16 protein-coding genes are annotated in these 17,420 nt (G+C 72.2%); 14 read left to right on the top strand and 2 right to left on the bottom strand.

Features of this window, described 5'->3' with window-relative positions; genetic code table 11:
* Nucleotides 1–64 precede the first annotated feature (64 nt).
* Nucleotides 65–883 (top strand): oxidoreductase, encoded by an 819-nt coding sequence (locus FVS66_RS11415; protein WP_149180910.1) that lies wholly within the window; start codon nt 65–67, stop codon nt 881–883.
* 362 nt (nt 884–1,245) lie between these two features.
* On the opposite strand, the gene FVS66_RS11410 is transcribed toward FVS66_RS11415, so the two are convergent.
* On the bottom strand, nt 1,246–2,100 hold the full coding sequence (locus FVS66_RS11410; RefSeq protein WP_149180909.1) for an HAD-IB family hydrolase: 855 nt from the start codon (nt 2,098–2,100) through the stop codon (nt 1,246–1,248).
* A gap of 542 nt (nt 2,101–2,642) precedes the next feature.
* Here FVS66_RS11410 and ssd point away from each other — a divergent pair.
* The 7 genes from ssd (at nt 2,643) to FVS66_RS35835 (ending at nt 7,571) form a co-directional block, all read left to right on the top strand.
* Entirely contained in the window at nt 2,643–3,746 is a 1,104-nt protein-coding gene (ssd, locus tag FVS66_RS11405; protein ID WP_149180908.1) for a septum site-determining protein Ssd, read from the top strand.
* Nucleotides 3,743–4,894 carry a TadA family conjugal transfer-associated ATPase gene (locus FVS66_RS11400; RefSeq protein ID WP_149180907.1) on the top strand — a complete coding sequence of 384 codons (1,152 nt, stop codon included), beginning with the start codon at nt 3,743–3,745 and terminating at the stop codon, nt 4,892–4,894. Before ssd ends, FVS66_RS11400 begins: the two co-directional genes overlap by 4 nt.
* On the top strand, nt 4,888–5,742 hold the full coding sequence (locus FVS66_RS11395; protein WP_187645478.1) for a type II secretion system F family protein: 855 nt from the start codon (nt 4,888–4,890) through the stop codon (nt 5,740–5,742). Before FVS66_RS11400 ends, FVS66_RS11395 begins: the two co-directional genes overlap by 7 nt.
* Nucleotides 5,739–6,503 carry a type II secretion system F family protein gene (locus FVS66_RS11390; RefSeq protein WP_149180905.1) on the top strand — a complete coding sequence of 255 codons (765 nt, stop codon included), beginning with the start codon at nt 5,739–5,741 and terminating at the stop codon, nt 6,501–6,503. Before FVS66_RS11395 ends, FVS66_RS11390 begins: the two co-directional genes overlap by 4 nt.
* A 140-nt stretch (nt 6,504–6,643) precedes the next feature.
* Complete coding sequence (locus FVS66_RS11385) at nt 6,644–6,781, top strand: DUF4244 domain-containing protein (RefSeq protein WP_399225388.1); 138 nt, start codon at nt 6,644–6,646, stop codon at nt 6,779–6,781.
* Nucleotides 6,745–7,170, top strand: coding sequence for a TadE family type IV pilus minor pilin (locus FVS66_RS35840; RefSeq protein WP_399225385.1), 426 nt, complete (start codon nt 6,745–6,747; stop codon nt 7,168–7,170). The genes FVS66_RS11385 and FVS66_RS35840 overlap by 37 nt, the downstream gene beginning before the upstream one ends.
* Nucleotides 7,167–7,571: an Rv3654c family TadE-like protein gene (locus FVS66_RS35835; RefSeq protein ID WP_262386929.1), complete on the top strand. Its 405-nt coding sequence runs from the start codon at nt 7,167–7,169 to the stop codon at nt 7,569–7,571. Before FVS66_RS35840 ends, FVS66_RS35835 begins: the two co-directional genes overlap by 4 nt.
* Here FVS66_RS35835 and FVS66_RS11370 read toward each other — a convergent pair.
* Nucleotides 7,495–9,990 (bottom strand): DEAD/DEAH box helicase, encoded by a 2,496-nt coding sequence (locus tag FVS66_RS11370; RefSeq protein WP_149180903.1) that lies wholly within the window; start codon nt 9,988–9,990, stop codon nt 7,495–7,497. The genes FVS66_RS35835 and FVS66_RS11370 overlap by 77 nt on opposite strands.
* A 78-nt stretch (nt 9,991–10,068) precedes the next feature.
* On the opposite strand from FVS66_RS11370, the gene FVS66_RS11365 reads away from it, so the two are divergent.
* The 6 genes from FVS66_RS11365 (at nt 10,069) to FVS66_RS11340 (ending at nt 17,019) form a co-directional block, all read left to right on the top strand.
* Nucleotides 10,069–10,422, top strand: coding sequence for an STAS domain-containing protein (locus FVS66_RS11365; protein WP_003967428.1), 354 nt, complete (start codon nt 10,069–10,071; stop codon nt 10,420–10,422).
* Nucleotides 10,423–11,012: 590 nt separating this feature from the next.
* Nucleotides 11,013–11,471, top strand: a complete 459-nt coding sequence (locus FVS66_RS11360; RefSeq protein WP_149180902.1) for an ATP-binding protein — start codon at nt 11,013–11,015, stop codon at nt 11,469–11,471.
* A 243-nt stretch (nt 11,472–11,714) separates the two neighbouring features.
* Nucleotides 11,715–14,111, top strand: coding sequence for a sodium-translocating pyrophosphatase (locus FVS66_RS11355; protein ID WP_149180901.1), 2,397 nt, complete (start codon nt 11,715–11,717; stop codon nt 14,109–14,111).
* Between the two features lie 213 nt (nt 14,112–14,324).
* Entirely contained in the window at nt 14,325–14,984 is a 660-nt protein-coding gene (locus FVS66_RS11350) for a small secreted protein (RefSeq protein WP_149180900.1), read from the top strand.
* Between the two features lie 134 nt (nt 14,985–15,118).
* Nucleotides 15,119–16,642 carry a class I SAM-dependent methyltransferase gene (locus FVS66_RS11345; RefSeq protein WP_149180899.1) on the top strand — a complete coding sequence of 508 codons (1,524 nt, stop codon included), beginning with the start codon at nt 15,119–15,121 and terminating at the stop codon, nt 16,640–16,642.
* Between the two features lie 179 nt (nt 16,643–16,821).
* Entirely contained in the window at nt 16,822–17,019 is a 198-nt protein-coding gene (locus tag FVS66_RS11340) for a hypothetical protein (RefSeq protein WP_149180898.1), read from the top strand.
* Nucleotides 17,020–17,420 lie beyond the last annotated feature (401 nt).

Here is a 17,420-nt window from a genome sequence, read left to right as displayed (position 1 = left end):
GCACTGTATGAGGAACACCACTCCGGGTGGGGCGGTGTCGCGGGTGCGCGTAGCCTCGCTACTTATGAGTACGCATGCCGCTGACCCGCTGACCGCCCTCGCGGCTCTGCCGGGTGTGCCCGACGCCGTGGACTCCGTGCGCAAGGCCGTCGACCGGGTCTATGGGCACCGTGTGATGCGGCGCCGCAGCAACGAGGTCTCTTCCGAGGCGGCGCTGCGTGGCGCCCGTGCCTCGGCGGCTCTGTCCGGTGCCGACTGGGCATTGGAGGAGGTCCGCCGACGTAGTGACTTCGGCTCCGACACGGAGGCCCGGACGGTCGGCGCCGCGCTGCGGCTCGGCGCCGAGACCGGCCAGTTGCTGTCCATCTGGCGCCAGTCGCCCCTGCGGGTCCTCGCCAGGCTGCACCTGGTGGCCGCCGGAGACGCCGGGGACTCGGTGGGGCGGCCCCGGCAGAGCGGCGAGGAGGTCGACGAGCCGCTGATCGAGGCGCCCCTGCCGGACGCCACCGAGGTCGCCGCCCGGCTGGAGGGCCTCTCCCAACTGATCGTGACGGGCAGCTCCGCCCCGGCGCTGGTCACGGGCGCCGTGGTGCACGGCGAGCTGCTGGCGCTGAGGCCCTTCACCTCGTACAGCGGCCTCGTGGCCCGTGCGGCCGAGCGCCTCGTGCTGATCGGCAGCGGACTGGACCCCAAGGCGATCTGCCCGTCCGAGGTCGGCCACGCCGAACTCGGACGCGCCGCGTACGTCGCGGCGTTCGAGGGCTATCTGTCCGGCACGCCGGAAGGGATGGCGCAGTGGATCGCCCACTGCGGGAAGGCCGTGGAACTCGGAGTCCGGGAGTCGACCGCCGTCTGCGAGGCGCTCCAGCGCGGCGCGGCCTGACCGGCCGCCCGGCCGGAAGCGTCTCGCCGGGCGTGTGCTCAAGGACCCTGAACAGGGTTGCGGCGGTACCGATTTCGGTACCGCCGCTGGCACATCCGCCGAGTTACCATGCGTCCTCGATATATGCCCATCAGGCGGGGAACTCTGCCCTACGCCTGGTGCGGCTGGCCCGTAATCGACGGGTCGACGTCGCGTGGGTGCTCAGTTTCTGTGCTGTTCGGTCCGTGGGGCCTTCTTGCTCAACGGGTGATCCTCTCGGATGCCCTTGGTCTCGCGGGCCGTAACTCCTTTGTACTCCCGCTGGCCCCTGATGGGAAAGCCCTGACCTCAGTTCTTTACTTTCACCTTCAAACGCGGACAAGTCAGGCGGCCGTTGCCGTCCTTGCCGACACCGTTCGGCGGCGCCTGTTGGCGTACCAGACGAGTCCCGCCGTCGCCGCCGCGGCACCGATCGCGGCCGCCGCGACGAGCGCCGGCCGCGGCGGCATCCGGAACGAGGGGAGCCGCTGCTTCAGCCGTACAGGACGGTTGAAGACGAGAATCGGCCAATCCCGCGCTACCGCCTCCCGCCGCAGCGCCCGATCCGGATTGACGGCGTACGCGTGCCCGACGGTCTCGAGCATCGGCAGGTCCGTGGCCGAGTCGCTGTACGCGTAGCAGCGCGCCAGGTCGTACCCCTCCGACTCGGCGAGTTCCCGGACCGCCTCGGCCTTGGTGGGTCCGTACGCGTAGTACTCCACCTCCCCCGTGAAGCAGCCGTCGTCGCCGACGACCATCCGGGTGGCCACCACGCGGTCGGCGCCCAGCAGCTCACCGATCGGCTCGACCACCTCGGCGCCCGAGGTGGAGACGATCACGACGTCCCGGCCGGCGGCGTGGTGCTCCTCGATGAGCGAGGCGGCCTCGTCGTAGATGATCGGGTCGATCAGGTCGTGCAGGGTCTCCGCCACCAGATCCTTGACCTGCTGCACGTTCCAGCCTTTGCAGAGCCTGGAGAGGTACTCGCGCATCCGCTCCATCTGGTCGTGGTCGGCGCCGCCGGCGAGGAAGACGAACTGCGTGTACGCGGTGCGCAGCGCGGCACGGCGGTTGATCAGTCCGCCTTGGTAGAAGGACTTGCTGAAGGTCAGCGTCGATGACTTCGCAATGACCGTCTTGTCCAGGTCAAAGAACGCTGCTGTGCGAGGCGAGGAGTGGTTTTCCACGAGCCTGAGCATAGGTGCCCGCCATTCGGCGTACGCTGGCGCGTGTGGGTTTGCCTGAGAAGGCTCTCGGGTACACCATGGAAGTCACGGATCGTTCGCGACCGTGCTAACCCGGACCGGCTCCTCCCCCCCCGAGTCGGCCGGAGAGACGACCCCCGCTCTCCCCCCCGGCGGGGGTCGTCGCATGTCCGGGTGGGTTTTCGCACGTTGATCCTGATTCGGCGCACTCATCTGCGCTCCCTTCACCCTGTGGCCACGCCGACTGCGGCATGACGGTGTTCATCACTCAGAGTAGCTGAAGCGCTGCTCTGTGGAAGTCGCTGGTACGGGTGAGCGGGATATTCACAGGCGCTGAGTTGTCCACAGTTTTTGAACAAGATCCACTTCATTTCCGGAACCCCGTCACCGTGATTCCTACCGCGAAGCCGTGACCGGGGAATCGCAGATCTCCCATCACGCCGACGCGATCCCGACTCGGTGCCGAAGCGGCGCCGAATGACGCGAGCGGACTCCGCGCGGAGGACGCGCGGAGAAGACGGAGAGGGGCGGAGAACATGGCTGGATCCACTGCGTCCGACCAGGTGCCTGCCGTCGAGAGGCAGCGGTCCGAACCGCTGATCGTGACCGAAGACGCAGAACTGCTCGACGACCTGCTGCGCTTGTGCGCCGCCGCGGGTGCCCAGCCCGAGGTGCACCATTCGATGCCCGAGAGCAGGGCGGCCTGGGACGCCGCGCCGCTGGTGCTCGTGGGCGACGACGCGGCGGCGCGCTGCCGGGGCGCGGTGCGCAGACGCGGCGTCCTGCTCGTGGGCCGCGACCAGGACGACCCGGATGTCTGGCGGCGGGCCGTGGAAATCGGGGCCGACTGCGTCCTGCGGCTGCCGGACGCCGAAAGCTGGCTCGTCGACCGGATCGCCGACGTCGTCGAAGGTGTCGGACGGCAGGCGCTGACCGTCGGCGTGATCGGCGGCCGGGGAGGCGCGGGCGCGTCGACCCTTGCGTGCGCGCTTGCCGTCAGCGCGGCCCGCGCCGGCCGACGGACCATGCTCGTCGACGGCGATCCGCTCGGAGGCGGGCTCGACGTACTCCTCGGCGGCGAGCGCGAAGAGGGACTGCGTTGGCCGGATTTCGCCGCTTCCAAGGGGCGTGTCGCCGGCGTGGCACTCGAGGAGTCGCTGCCGTCACTACGGGGCCTGCGCTTGCTCAGCTGGGACCGGGGCGACTCGGTGGTGATCCCGCCGGAGGCCATGCGGTCCGTTCTCGCGGCGGCGCGCAGGCGCGGTGGCGTCGTGGTCGTCGACCTGCCCCGCCGGATCGACGACGCGACCGTCGAGGCCCTCGCCCAGCTCGACGTCGGCCTGCTCGTCGTGCCGGGCGAGCTGAGAGCGATCGCGGCCGCCAAACGGGTGGCCTCCATGGTCGGCATGGTCTTGCACGATCTGCGTGTGGTGGTGCGCGGTCCGTACGCCGCTGGTGTCGACGAGGCATGGGTCGCCCGCGTCCTCGGGCTGCCGCTCGCCGGTGAACTGCCCGTGGAGCCTCGGCTGCTCGCATCGCTCGACGGAGGGGTACCGCCGGGCGACAGCGCGTCCGGTCCGCTGGGCCGTTTCTGCGCCGCCTTCTGGGAGCGTGCGCTCGCCGGGGAGGGCATCTCATGACGGCCGGACTGCTGGAGGCTGTACGGCAGCGGCTCGCCGAGAGCGGTACGGATCCGACCCCTGCGGGCGTGGCGGCGGCCCTGCGGGCCCAGGGCAGGCTGCTCGGCGACGCGCAGGTACTCGGCGCCGCGGAGGAGCTGCGGTGCGAACTGGTGGGCACGGGCCCGCTGGAGCCGCTGCTCGCCGACCCGGCGGTGACCGACGTGCTTGTCTCGGCGCCGGACCGGGTGTGGGTGGACCGCGGGGACGGTCTCGAACTGTCCAGGGTCGCGTTCCCCGACGCGGCAGCCGTACGCAGGCTCGCTCAGCGCCTTGCTGCCGTGGCGGGCCGTCGGCTGGACGACGCCCGCCCCTGGGTCGACGCCCGGCTGCCGGACGGCACGCGGATGCACGCGGTGCTGCCGCCGGTGGCCGTCGGGACGACGTGTCTGTCCCTGCGCGTGGTACGGCCGCGAGCCTTCTCCCTCGCCGAACTCGTCCGCGCCGGGACGGTGCCGCCACGCGGCGACCGCGTCCTGCGGGCGCTCGTGGAGAACCGGGTGTCGTACCTGGTGAGCGGAGGCACCGGTACAGGCAAGACAACGCTGCTGTCCACGCTGCTGGGCCTCGTCGGGGAGCGGGAGCGGATCGTGCTGGCCGAGGACTCGGCGGAGCTGCGGCCCGACCATCCCCATGTGGTGCGTCTGGAGGCGAGGCCCCCGAATCAGGAGGGTGCCGGGCGGGTGACGCTGCGCGATCTGGTGTGCCAGGCGCTGCGGATGCGCCCGGACCGGCTGGTCGTGGGCGAGGTGCGGGGCGCCGAGGTGGCGGACCTGCTCGCAGCGCTGAACACCGGCCATGAGGGCGGTTGCGGGACCGTGCACGCGAACACCGCGGCGGACGTTCCGGCCCGCCTGGAGGCGCTCGGTACGGCGGCCGGCCTCGACCGGGCGGCGCTGCACAGCCAGTTGGCGGCGGGACTCTCGGCCGTCGTGCACCTGGTCCGCTCACCGGGCGGGCAGCGGCGTGTCGCCGAGATCCATGTCCTGGAGCGGGGGCCGGGCGGGCTGGTGGCCACGGTGCCCGCGCTGCGGTGGGGATCGGCCGGGTTCGTCGAGGAGCGGGGTTTGGAGCGGCTGCGCAAGCTGATCGGGGGTGCGCGGTGGTGACGGGACAGCCGGTGTTCGCGGCGGCGCTCTGCGCGGGCGCGGCGGTGTGGCTCTTCGCGGGACGGGACCGGGGTCCGCGCCGGGGGCGGCTGTTGTTCGCGGGCGGTGCCCTGCCCGTCGGTACGCCGCCGCTCGGGTGGTGGCCGCGCGGGCGCCCCGGATTACGGCTCAAGCCAGAATGGCTTTGCCTGGTGGGGGCGCTGGTGCTCGCCGTGCTGGGCGAGTCGCTGCTGCCTCTGTTGGCCGGCCCGGCGGCGGTGCCCCTGGTGGGCAGGCGGCTGCGGGCCAGGGAGCGCGGCAAGGAGCGGGACCGGCGGGCGGACGCGGTGATCGAACTGTGCGCCGCCATCGCGGCCGAACTGCGCGCCGGATGCCAGCCCGGGCAGGCGCTGCGGTTCGGAGCCCGAGCCACCGGAGCGCTGGGCGCCGAGGAGCCGGCGGTACTGGCCGCTGCCCGCTTCGGCGGTGATGTTCCGGAGGCACTGCGGCGGGCGGCCGGAGCCGACGGGGCGGATGGGCTGGCCGGTCTGGCGGCGTGCTGGCAGGTCGCCGTGGACGGCGGCGCGGGCCTGGCGGCAGGGCTCGACCGGCTGGAGGCGGCGCTGCGCGACCAGCGTGAGCAACGGGAGCGGCTGCGTGCCCAACTGTCCGGCGCCTGGGCCACGGTCGTGCTCCTCGCCCTGCTGCCGGTGGCGGGTCTCGCCATGGGGGCCGCGCTGGGTGCCGAGCCGCTGCGGGTCCTGCTGCACACCCCGGCCGGCCTGGCCTGCCTGGTGGTCGGCGGGGCCCTGGAGGCGGCCGGGCTGTGGTGGGCCGGGCGGATCGTCAGGGCGGGTGAGGAGTCATGACGGGGGACTCCGTCCACCGCCTGTGGACAGCTGTGGCGGTACTGGTGGGCGCTCTCTGGGCCGTCCGTGCGGTGGTCCGGGCACAGCGCGCACGGCGTGCACGCGGCCGGCTCGTGGTCCTGGCGCGGGCCGACTGCGTACGGCCCGTCCGCGCCCGGTGGAGCGGGTGGACAGTGGCTCTGGGCGGACCCTGGGCAGCCCCGGTAGCGGCCGTGATCACCGGGTGGGTGCTTTTCGGCGGGTTCGCGGGCTGTGCGGTCGGCGCCGCCGGCGCTTACGGCGTACGGAGGTGGCAGCGGCGTCCTCGCCCCGCCGCGGTCGACGCGGAGGAGGCGCGACGGCTGCCCCTCGCGGCGGAACTCCTGGCGGCCTGCCTGTCGGCCGGTGCGGGGCCGCGCGAGGCGGCCGACGCGGTCGGCAGATCGCTGGGCGGCCCGGTCGGTGAGCGGCTGAGGCGTACGGCCGCCGAACTGGCGCTGGGCGGCGACCCGACGGAGGCATGGGGCAGGTTCGGGGGCATCCCGGGCGCGCGGGCGCTGGCTCGCTGCCTGGAGCGGGCGGGTGCGTCGGGTGCCCCGGCGGCGGGGCCGGTGTCCCGGCTGGCCGCCGGACTGCGCGCCGACAGGGCCAGAAGGGCGGCGGCGCGGGCCCAACGGGCCCAAGTGCTGATCACCGCGCCGGTGGGCTTGTGCTTCCTGCCCGCGTTCCTTGCGGTCGGCGTGGCTCCGGTGGTCATCGGGCTGGCGGCCCGACTGCTCTGAGCGCCAGATGACTTCAGGCCTTCAGCGCACAAGACATACGAGTGGTACTGGACAAGGAGGTTGTTGTGTGGCGGCGGACGACGATGTGGACGAAGGAACGCTGGGACACGGTCCGGGCGGGCACCAGGCGGGACGCTGGGATGAACACTGCCGAGTACGCGATGGGCACCATCGCCGCATGCGCCTTCGCGGCGGTGCTCTACAAGGTCGTGACGAGCGACGCGGTGTCGGCCGGTCTGCAATCGGTGATCGGGAAGGCCCTCGATGCGCCGTTCTGAGACGCGGCGGCCCAGGCGGCAGGAGCCGCGCGGACCGGGGTTCGGTGACGGCGGAGGCGGCCCTGGCCATGCCCGCGCTGGTGCTCTTCACGCTGGCGCTGCTTTGGGGTCTGGTCGCGGCGGCCGCGCAGATCCAGTGCGTGGACGCCGCCCGCGCCGGGGCCCGGGCGGCGGCGCGCTCCGAGCCGGAGGCGTCGGCGCTGGACACGGCCCGCGCGGCCGCACCGGACGGGGCACGTGTGACGCTGCGGCGGTCCGGCGAACTGTGGCGTGTCCGGGTGGAGGCCCCCGCACCGGGACCCGCCGCCTGGACGATGACCCTGCACGCGGAGGCGGTCGCCCTGGCGGAGGACACCGTGGGCGTCGTTGCCGCGGAGGGGGCCCCGTGAGGCACGGCGGCAGGGCCGCGGGCGTGGGTGGTGACCGGGGGTCGGCGAGTGTGTGGGCAGCCATGGCGGCGGGGGCGCTGTGTGTGGTGTTCGCCGCGGTGCTGGCCCTCGGACAGGCCGTGGCCGCCCGGCACCGGGCCGGCGGGGCCGCCGACCTGGCGGTACTCGCAGCGGCCGACCGAGCGCTCCGGGGCTCCGGGCCTGCCTGTGACGCGGCTGTCCAGGTGGCGCGGGAGCAGCGGGCGGAGGTGGTGCGGTGTGTCGTGCACGGGGAGATCGCGGACGTGACGGCGCGGGCGCGGTTCGGGCCGTACGTTACGGAGGTCAGGGCCCGGGCGGGTCCTCCGGAGGCGTGGCCGGGTCCGGCGGGTCCTCCGGGGCGCCCCGCAGCAGTTCCGTGAGGAGGCGCACGGCGCCGCGCTTGTGCAGCGGGTCGTTGCCGTTGCCGCACTTGGGTGACTGGATGCAGGACGGGCAGCCCGCCTCGCACTCGCACGACGCGATCGCCTCGCGCGTCGCCGTGAGCCAGGCGCGGGCGGTGTGGAACGCGCGCTCGGCGAAGCCCGCGCCGCCGGGGTGGCCGTCGTACACGAAGACCGTCGGCAACAGGGTGTCCGGGTGCAGCGGGATGGACACCCCGCCGATGTCCCAGCGGTCGCACGTGGCGAACAACGGCAGCAGACCGATCGAGGCGTGCTCGGCGGCGTGCAGGGCGCCACCCAGCTGCTCCGGGTTCACGCGGGCCGCGTCCAGCTGGTCCTCGGTGACCGTCCACCACACAGCACGCGTGCGCAGCGTTCGCGGTGGCAGATCGAGCTTGGTCTCGCCGAGCACCTCGCCGGTGATGAGGCGGCGGCGCAGAAAGGAGACGACCTGGTTGGTGACCTCGACCGAGCCGTAGCAGAGACGGCCGTGCCCCCACGGGATCTCGGTGTCGGTCTCCAGAACGGAGATGGAGGTGGTGTCGCGGGCGGTGGTGGAGTACGGCGGGTTGGCCTCCTCGACGAGGGCGACCGACTCCTTCAGATCGAGCTGCCGCACGAGGTAGGTACGGCCCTGGTGCAGATGTACGGCGCCCTCGTGGACGGTGCTGTGGGCAGCCGACGCGTCCACGGTGCCGAGGAGGCGCCCGGTGTCCGCCTCGACGACCTGGACGGGGCTGCCGCCCTCGCCCCGGATGTCGGTGAGGTCGACGGCGCGCTCACGGCGGGTCCAGTACCAGCCGGAGGCACGCCGGCGCAGCAGCCCCGCCGCCTCCAGCTGGGGGAGCAGCTCGGGCGTGGACGGGCCGAACAGGGCGACGTCGCCGTCGGTGAGCGGGACTTCGGACGCCGCCGCACACAGGTGTGGGGCCAGGACGTACGGATTGTCGGGGTCCAGGACCGTGGACTCCACCGGACGGCGGAACAGCGCCTCGGGGTGGTGGACGAGGTACGTGTCCAGGGGGTCGTCGCGGGCGACGAGCACGGCTAGAGCGCCCTGGCCGGAGCGTCCGGCACGGCCGGCCTGCTGCCACAGGGAGGCGCGGGTGCCGGGATAGCCGGCGATGACGACCGCGTCCAGGCCGGACACGTCGATGCCCAGCTCCAGGGCGGTCGTCGCGGCCAGGCCGAGCAGTTCGCCGGAGTGCAGGGCCCGTTCCAATGCGCGGCGCTCCTCGGGCAGATAGCCGCCCCGGTAGGCGGCGACCCTGTGGGCGAGGGAGCGGTCGACCTCGGCGAGGCGCTCCTGGGCGATCACCGAGATCAGCTCGGCGCCGCGTCGGGAGCGGACGAAGGCGACGGACCGTACGCCCTGGACGATCAGGTCGGTCAGCAGGTCGGCCGTCTCGGCCGTGGCGGTGCGGCGGACCGGGGCGCCCTGCTCGCCGTGGAGCTCGGTGAGCGGTGGCTCCCAAAGGGCGAACACGAGTTCGCCGCGTGGTGACGCGTCGTCGGCCACCTCCCCGACGGGCAGGCCGGTGAGGCGGCTCGCCGCGACGGCCGGTTCGGCGGCGGTGGCGGAGGCGAGGAGGAAGACGGGATCGGAGCCGTAGCGGGCGCACAGACGGCGCAGGCGGCGCAGTACCTGGGCGACGTGCGAGCCGAACACGCCGCGGTAGGTGTGGCATTCGTCGATGACGACATAGCGCAGGGCGCGCAGGAAGGAGGACCAGCGGGGGTGGGACGGGAGTATGCCCCGATGGAGCATGTCCGGGTTGGTCAGGACGTAGTTGGCGTACTGGCGGACCCACTCGCGCTCCTCGACGGGCGTGTCGCCGTCGTACACGGCAGGGCGGATCAGGTTGCCGAGGGGGGCCGCGAGGGACCGTACGGCGCGCCGCTGGTCGGCGGCCAGGGCCTTGGTGGGGGCCAGGTACAGGGCGGTGGTCCCCCGTCCGTTCGCGGCCTCGGAGCCGTCCAGGAGCGTGGACAGGACGGGGGCGAGATAGGCCAGGGACTTGCCGGACGCCGTGCCCGTGGCGATCACGACCGACGCGCCGTCCAGTGCGTGCTCGGCGGCGGCCGCCTGGTGGGCCCACGGATGGTCGATGCCGGCCTGGTGAATGGCATTGATCACTTCTGTTCGGATGCGATCGGGCCAGACGGCATGGCGGCCCTCTCTGGGGGGCAGGTGCTCCGTATGAGTGATGCGCGCAGCCCGGTTCGCCCGCGCGGTGAGCCGGTCGAGGACCGTACCGGGGGAGGGGCGGGTGTCCCCGCTCTCGGGAGGTCGACTGGGGCGGTGATTCCTGGCCATCGACACCGAGTGTGTCACCGGCGTGACGGACAATGCTCCCAAGGCGTCGTGCATGGCTGCTGGTAAGTGATTGAATGCCATCGCGGCTGGCGATCCGTCCCTTGGCTCCGCCTGGGAGACTCGGGGGCGACCGCTCGATAGCAAGGTGCTGGAGGATCCGTGGACCTGTCCCTGTCGACTCGCAATGTGTCCGGGCCTGGTGGCGACCGCACGGTCGTCGAGGTCGGTGGCGAGATTGATGTGTATACCGCGCCCAAGCTGCGCGAGCAGTTGGTCGAGTTGGTGAACGACGGCAGTTACCACCTGGTCGTCGACATGGAGGGCGTGGACTTCCTCGACTCGACCGGCCTCGGCGTGCTGGTGGGTGGGCTGAAGCGGGTGCGTGCCCATGAGGGTTCGCTCCGTCTGGTCTGCAACCAGGAGCGCATTCTGAAGATCTTCCGGATCACGGGCCTGACCAAGGTGTTCCCCATCCACACCACGGTCGACGAGGCCGTCGCCGCCACCGACTGACCCTGACCGGGGGCCGTTCGGGGTAACCGGGGCGCAGGCCCCGAGGACCCGCTCACGGCACCCCGGCGGCTCGGCGGTCCTGCAGGATCCGAGGACCGTCGGGTGGCGGCCGGTCCGGCGCGCCGACGGTCTCCGTCGGTGCCCGGGGAAGACGCCGAGGGGCACAGGCTCCTGGGAGCCACCCAGGTTCCACGAGCCTGGCCGCCCCGAAGGACGGCGCGGCCGAGGTCTTGACGGCCGAGGCCCCTGGAGGCCGAGGGCCTGTCCAGGGCTCCGACTTCGGAGGCGCCGAGGCACGGAAGGGCCTGCAGAGGCCGGGGAGAGGCCCGTGAGGGCCTGAACCGGCGGTGTGGAGTTCCGGGGGACCGTCGCTCACCCGGGGGCTCCGCAGGGCCTTACAGGGCCTTACAGGCCTCCCGGGCGCGCGCCCTGGGAGGCGAGGTCCGCGAGGCCGTCTGTGGGCCTCGCGCTTCTTGGTTGGGCCGGATGTGCCGGGTTGGCTCAGGAACGTCCGGTGGAAACGGCAGGGGTGCCGGGCAGCCCGCCCGGGGCCGCTGGGATGCACGCTCGTATGCCCGAGGGGGACCCGCATGGCCACCGTTGAACTCCGCTTCAGCGCCCAGCCCGAGCACGTCAGGACCGCCCGACTGGTGGCGGCCGCCGTAGCGCGCAGGGCCGGCGTCGACGAAGCAGTGCTGGACGAGGTCAGGCTCGCCGTCGGTGAGGCGTGCTCCCGCGCCGTCGGGCTGCACCGCAGCAACGGCGTCACCGCCCCCGTGCGCGTACTGCTGAGCGAGGAGGAGAAGGCGTTCTCCATCGAGGTCGGCGACGAGGTCCCCGGTGCCGGAGTCGCGGCCGCGGACGCCGCAGGCGTACCCGGCGCACGCAGCGGAGCGCCCGCGGAGGGCTTCGACGACGCGGAGGGCGAGGACCAGATGGGCCTCGCGGTGATCAGCGGCCTCGTCGACGACGTAGAGGTATCAGCCGGAGAGCTCGGTGGCATCATTCGGATGAGCTGGCCGAGGACGGGTTCCGCGGAACGCGTCTGACGGCTCACACCCGCCCCGTAAGCCTCTCCCAAGGCCCTGCTGAGCAGGGTCTTTTTCATTTCCTCGGATCTTCGAACCGGGGTCAATGCCCCTATCCCATTACTGCGTCCGAGTGATTTTCAGTAATCGATCATTTGCCGACCGGCCAGCCCCGGTCAATTCTGTTCTTCGGCGCCCTGTTTTGATCGGGTTCCGCTCCCTACAATCCGTCCACATCTTGAGCTCTGACGTCAAGGAGGACGAATGGCGGGGCTCCTCGACCCACAGCAGTCCTACGACTCGATCTCACTCGCCGCCGCGGTTCTCACCGAAGAGAACCGGATCATCGTGATCGTCATCGCGGCCGTGGCGCTGATCGCCCTGATCGTCGCCCAGCTGCTCGTACGGCAGGTGCTGGCCGCCGGTGAAGGCACCGAATCCATGAAAAAGATCGCGGCCGCCGTCCAGGAAGGCGCCAACGCCTATCTGGCCCGGCAGCTGCGGACCGTGGCGGTCTTCGCGGTTGTCGTGTTCTTCCTCCTCATGCTGCTGCCGGCCGACAACTGGTCGGAGCGCGCGGGGCGCTCTCTCTTCTTCCTCGTCGGCGCGCTTTTCTCGGCCGTCACCGGATACATCGGCATGCGACTCGCCGTACGCAGCAATGTCCGCGTGGCGGCGGCGGCGCGTGAAGCGACCCCGGCCCCTGGTGAACCGGAAAAAGATCTGACGGCGGTTTCGCACAAGGCAATGAAGATCGCTTTCCGTACGGGCGGCGTGGTCGGCATGTTCACCGTCGGCCTCGGACTGCTCGGCGCGTCCTGCGTCGTCCTGGTCTACGCGGCCGACGCGCCCAAGGTCCTGGAGGGCTTCGGTCTCGGCGCCGCCCTCATCGCCATGTTCATGCGAGTCGGCGGCGGCATCTTCACCAAGGCCGCCGACGTCGGGGCGGACCTCGTCGGCAAGGTCGAGCAGGGCATCCCCGAAGACGATCCGCGCAACGCCGCCACCATCGCCGACAACGTCGGCGACAACGTCGGCGACTGCGCGGGTATGGCCGCCGACCTCTTCGAGTCGTACGCCGTCATGCTGGTCGCCGCACTCATCCTCGGCACGGCGGCCTTCGGCGACCTCGGCCTCGCCTTCCCCCTGATCGTGCCGGCGATCGGCGTCGTCACCGCGATGATCGGCATCTTCGCGGTCGCGCCGCGGCGCGCCGACCGCAGCGGGATGACGGCGATCAACCGCGGCTTCTTCATCTCCGCGGTCATCTCCCTCGCCCTGGTCGCGGCGGCCGCCTACATCTACCTGCCCGCCACCTACGCCGAGCTGGAGGGCGTCACCGACACCGCCATCCAGGCGCACAGCGGCGACCCGCGTGTCCTGGCGCTCGTCGCCGTCGCGATCGGCATCGTCCTCGCGGCGCTGATTCAGCAACTGACCGGCTACTTCACCGAGCCCGGCAGGCGCCCGGTGAAGGACATCGGGAAGTCGTCCCTGACCGGCCCGGCCACCGTCATCCTCGCGGGCGTCTCCCTCGGCCTGGAGTCCGCCGTCTATACCGCCCTGCTGATCGGCCTCGCCGTCTACGGTGCCTTCCTGCTCGGCGGCACGTCGATCACGCTCGCGCTGTTCGCCGTCGCCCTCGCCGGCACCGGCCTGCTCACCACCGTCGGCGTGATCGTCGCCATGGACACCTTCGGTCCCGTCTCCGACAACGCGCAGGGCATCGCCGAGATGTCCGGCGACGTCCAGGGTGCCGGCGCCCAGGTGCTCACCGACCTCGACGCGGTCGGCAACACCACCAAGGCCATCACCAAGGGCATCGCCATCGCCACGGCGGTCCTCGCCGCAGCGGCGCTCTTCGGCTCGTACCGGGACGCCATCGCCACCGCCGTCGCCGACGTGGGGGCCAGGGCCACCGAACTGACCCTCAGCATGGACATCTCGCAGCCCAACAACCTCGTGGGTCTCATCCTCGGAGCCGCGGTCGTCTTCCTCTTCTCCGGACTGGCCATCAGCGCCGTGTCGCGGTCGGCCGGATCGGTGGTCTACGAGGTGCGGCGCCAGTTCCGCGAACACCCGGGGATCATGGACTACAGCGAGAAGCCGGAGTACGGGCGCGTCGTCGACATCTGCACCAAGGACGCCCTGCGTGAACTGGCGACACCCGGCCTGCTCGCCGTGATGGCGCCCATCGCGGTCGGCTTCACCCTCGGCGTCGGCGCACTCGGCTCGTACCTGGCCGGGGCGATCGGCACCGGCCTCCTGATGGCGATCTTCCTGGCCAACTCGGGCGGCGCCTGGGACAACGCCAAGAAGCTCGTCGAGGACGGACACCACGGCGGCAAGGGCAGCGAGGCCCACGCCGCCACCGTCATCGGAGACACGGTCGGCGACCCCTTCAAGGACACCGCCGGGCCGGCGATCAACCCGCTGCTCAAGGTCATGAACCTGGTGGCGCTGCTCATCGCGCCCGCCGTCGTCCAGTTCGGCTACGGCGACGACGCGAGCCCGGGTGTACGGGCCGTGGTGGCGACCGTCGCGATCGTCGTGATCGTCGCGGCGGTGTACGTGTCCAAGCGGCGCACAGTCGCCGGGGACGACGATGACACGCCCCGGCGTGTCCCGGGCCCACCGGACGAGGCGACGCCCGTCCAGTGAGGTCTGCCGGCAACACGACATGACGCCTGGCAGGCGCTCTGCGGGCAGGGCACGGTGATGTCCTGTCCGCGGGGCGCGGCACCCGACACGGTGAGCCTTCTCTCCCTTGGTTCAAACGGCTACAAAATCGGACAGAACGGTCGCTCGGCATGCGATTGTCGCCCACTTGGCGTGTATGTTCCGGGGCCGAGAGCCTTGGAAGGGACCAATTCGGTGAACAAGAAGCTTGCAGCCGCGCTGTCCGGCGGTGCGGTGCTGGTACTCGCGCTGTCGGGCTGCACCGACGGCGTCGACGAAGGCAAGGTGGACGCCTGGGCGAAGACGTTCTGCGACCAGGCGCAATCGCAGATCCAGAAGCGGGTCGACGCCCAGCAGACCATCATCTCGACCGCCGCGGACGGCAAGCCCGCGGACGTCCAGGCGGCGGACTCGAAGGCGTTCCAGGAGATCGCGGACACCGACAGGGCGCTCGCCAAGGCGGTACAGAGCGCCGGTGTCCCGCCCGTCGAGAACGGCGAGAAGCTCCAGCAGGACGCGGTCAAGGAGCTCAACGACACCGCGGCCGCCTACGAGCGCCTGAAGAAGCAGGTCGACGCCCTCGACGCCAAGGACCAGCAGAAGTTCGCGGACGGCCTGCAGGGCGTCGCGGACGGGCTGAAGAAGATCGAGAAGATGGACCAGGACGCACTGGCCAAGCTCCAGTCCGGCGAACTGGGCAAGGCGATGACCCGGCAGCCCGGCTGCCAGAAGCCCAAGCGCGCCGCCGCGCCGACGGCGACGAGCGGCCCGGCGGCGAAGCCCGGTGCGTCCGCGCCCGCGTCGGCGCCCGCCTCCGCCGCTGCCTCCGCTTCGGCGAGCGGCAAATCCGAGTAGGGGCCCGAGCGGAGGCCCGAGCAGCGGTCCGGGCAGAGGCCCGAGCAGCGGTACGCGGTACACGTACGGTCCGGTTATCCACAGGGAAGCCGGGCCGTTCGCCGCATGTCCGTGGCGGCGGTCACAATGAGCATGTGAGTACGACCAGCCTGACCACCAGCCTTCCGGTGCCCGATCATGCCGATCGCCTGCGCGCCGCCCTCCTCGCCGCCGACTTCACCGCCGACGGGCTGCTCGACCGGCTCGGAGCGCCCGCCTACGCCGCCCTCGCCCGCAGCGAGTCGGTGCCCGCCCTGCGCGCCACCCGTGGGGACGGGGGGCTGGACACGCTCGTCCGGCTGTTCCTGCTCCAGCAGCCCGTGCCGTACGAGCGGGTGCGTGCCGCGCTTCCGCTGGACGAGGCGCTCGCCGGCGGGTGGGTGATACGGGACGGCGACGACGTCCGCGCCGCGGTCGACGTCCGGCCGTACGGCGGGCCCGAGGGCCAGGACTGGTTCATCGTCTCGGACCTCGGCTGCGCCGTGGGCGGCGCCGGCGGGGCGGGCGGCCGGGGCGAGCGAGTCGTCCTCGGTGTCGGCGGCGCGTCCACCACGCTCGCCGGTCTCACCGTACGGACGCCTGTGGGCTCGGCGCTCGACATCGGCACGGGCTCCGGCATCCAGGCGCTGCACGCCACGCAGCACGCCACCCGTGTGACGGCGACCGACCTGAACCCGCGGGCGCTGGAGTTCACGCGGCTGACGCTCGCGCTGTCCGGGGCGCCGGAGGCGGACCTGCGGGCCGGTTCGCTGTTCGAGCCGGTCGGGTCGGAGACATACGACCTGATCGTGTCGAACCCGCCGTTCGTCATCTCGCCCGGCGCGCGGCTGACCTACCGGGACGGCGGGATGGGTGGCGACGACCTGTGCCGCACGCTCGTCCAGCAGGCGGGGGAGCGGCTCAACGAAGGGGGGTATGCGCAGTTCCTGGCCAACTGGCAGCACGTCGAGGGCGAGGAGTGGCAGGAGCGGGTCCGCTCATGGGTGCCGCACGGCTGCGACGCGTGGATCGTACAGCGCGAGGTCCAGGACGTGACGCAGTACACGGAGTTGTGGCTCCGGGACGCCGGTGACCACCGGGAGGCTCCGGAGGAGTACGCGGCCCGGTACGAGGCGTGGCTGGACGAGTTCGAGGCGCGCAAGACCAGGGCGATCGGCTTCGGCTGGATCACGCTGCGGAAGTCCGGCACGGAGTCGCCGTCGATCACCGTCGAGGAGTGGCCGCACCCCGTCGAGCAGCCGCTCGGAGAGACCGTGAAGGCACACTTCGCCCGCCAGGACTATCTGCGGACACGGGACGACGCCGCCCTGCTCGCCGACCACTTCGCGCTGGCGCCCGAGGTGATGCAGGAACAGGTCGGGCTGCCCGGCGCCGAGGATCCCGAGCACGTCATCCTGCGGCAGAACCGCGGCATGCGCCGAGCGACCAAGGTCGACACGGTCGGTGCCGGCTTCGCGGGCGTCTGCGACGGCACCCTCAGCGCCGGCCGGATCCTGGACGCCATCGCCCAGCTGACGGGCGAGGACCCTGTCCTGCTGCGCGACCGCACCCCGCAGGCCATCCGGCTCCTCGTGGAGGAGGGCTTCCTGGAGCCGGCGGGCACCCGGTCGCGGGGCTGAGACGACGCCGGGCGGGTGAACGGCGACGTCGGGCCCCGCGCCGTTCACCCGCAATTCGCGCTCCCGACGCCCGGAGGTGCCAGCCTCGCCCTCGGGGGACACCCGCCCGCGGCCGGCGAATCGCGCGCCGCAGTGCGGGGACCCGAGGAGCGGGAGTACGGGACGGAACGGGGTACGGCATGGAGAGCGGACCGGCCATCTTCGCCGGGGCGGCGTTCACGATCTTCGGCGCTGGGCTGCTGGTGTGGACGGCGGCTCGTGTGATGCATCGCGCACCGGTGGCGCACGGGGTGAGCCCGGCCACAGCCGTCGCGTTCGCCATCGCGTCCGGTGTCGTGTTCCTCTCCCTCGGCGTGTGGTGCTTCGGTCGAATCTGACCGGTGGCTTCCGCCCGCCCGGAGCCCCGCGCAGGACCGCCGACGCGCCCGGGGACCAGGACCTCGGCGCGCGGACCCGGGGGGCGAAGAGGAGCGGACCGGGGGTGAAGAGGAGGGGCGGAGGGCCGGGCGCGGCTCGGACATGGGGAGTGGAAGACCGGTAGCCGGAACGTGGCGCTCCGCGCCATGAAGGGAGTCCGGGCGGCAGGAATGCCAGAAGTCGGGTTACCGTTCGAGTGGCCGTTGCGGGCTTTCGCCGTTTGACACGGGGGCGGGTTGTACCGTCACACTCCGCAGCGACAGCAGCGTCACAGCCGTGGCGCAGTGCCCGCAGTGCCCGGGGCGCGCCCCAGGCGGGGCCCGCGCCACGCCGCACATGCCACCGAGCGCCGACCGGAGAG

Source organism: Streptomyces sp. TRM49041 (assembly GCF_008271805.1).
In the GTDB taxonomy this organism is placed as follows: Bacteria; Actinomycetota; Actinomycetes; order Streptomycetales; family Streptomycetaceae; genus Streptomyces.
This window is presented reverse-complemented; position numbering and strand designations above follow the sequence as displayed.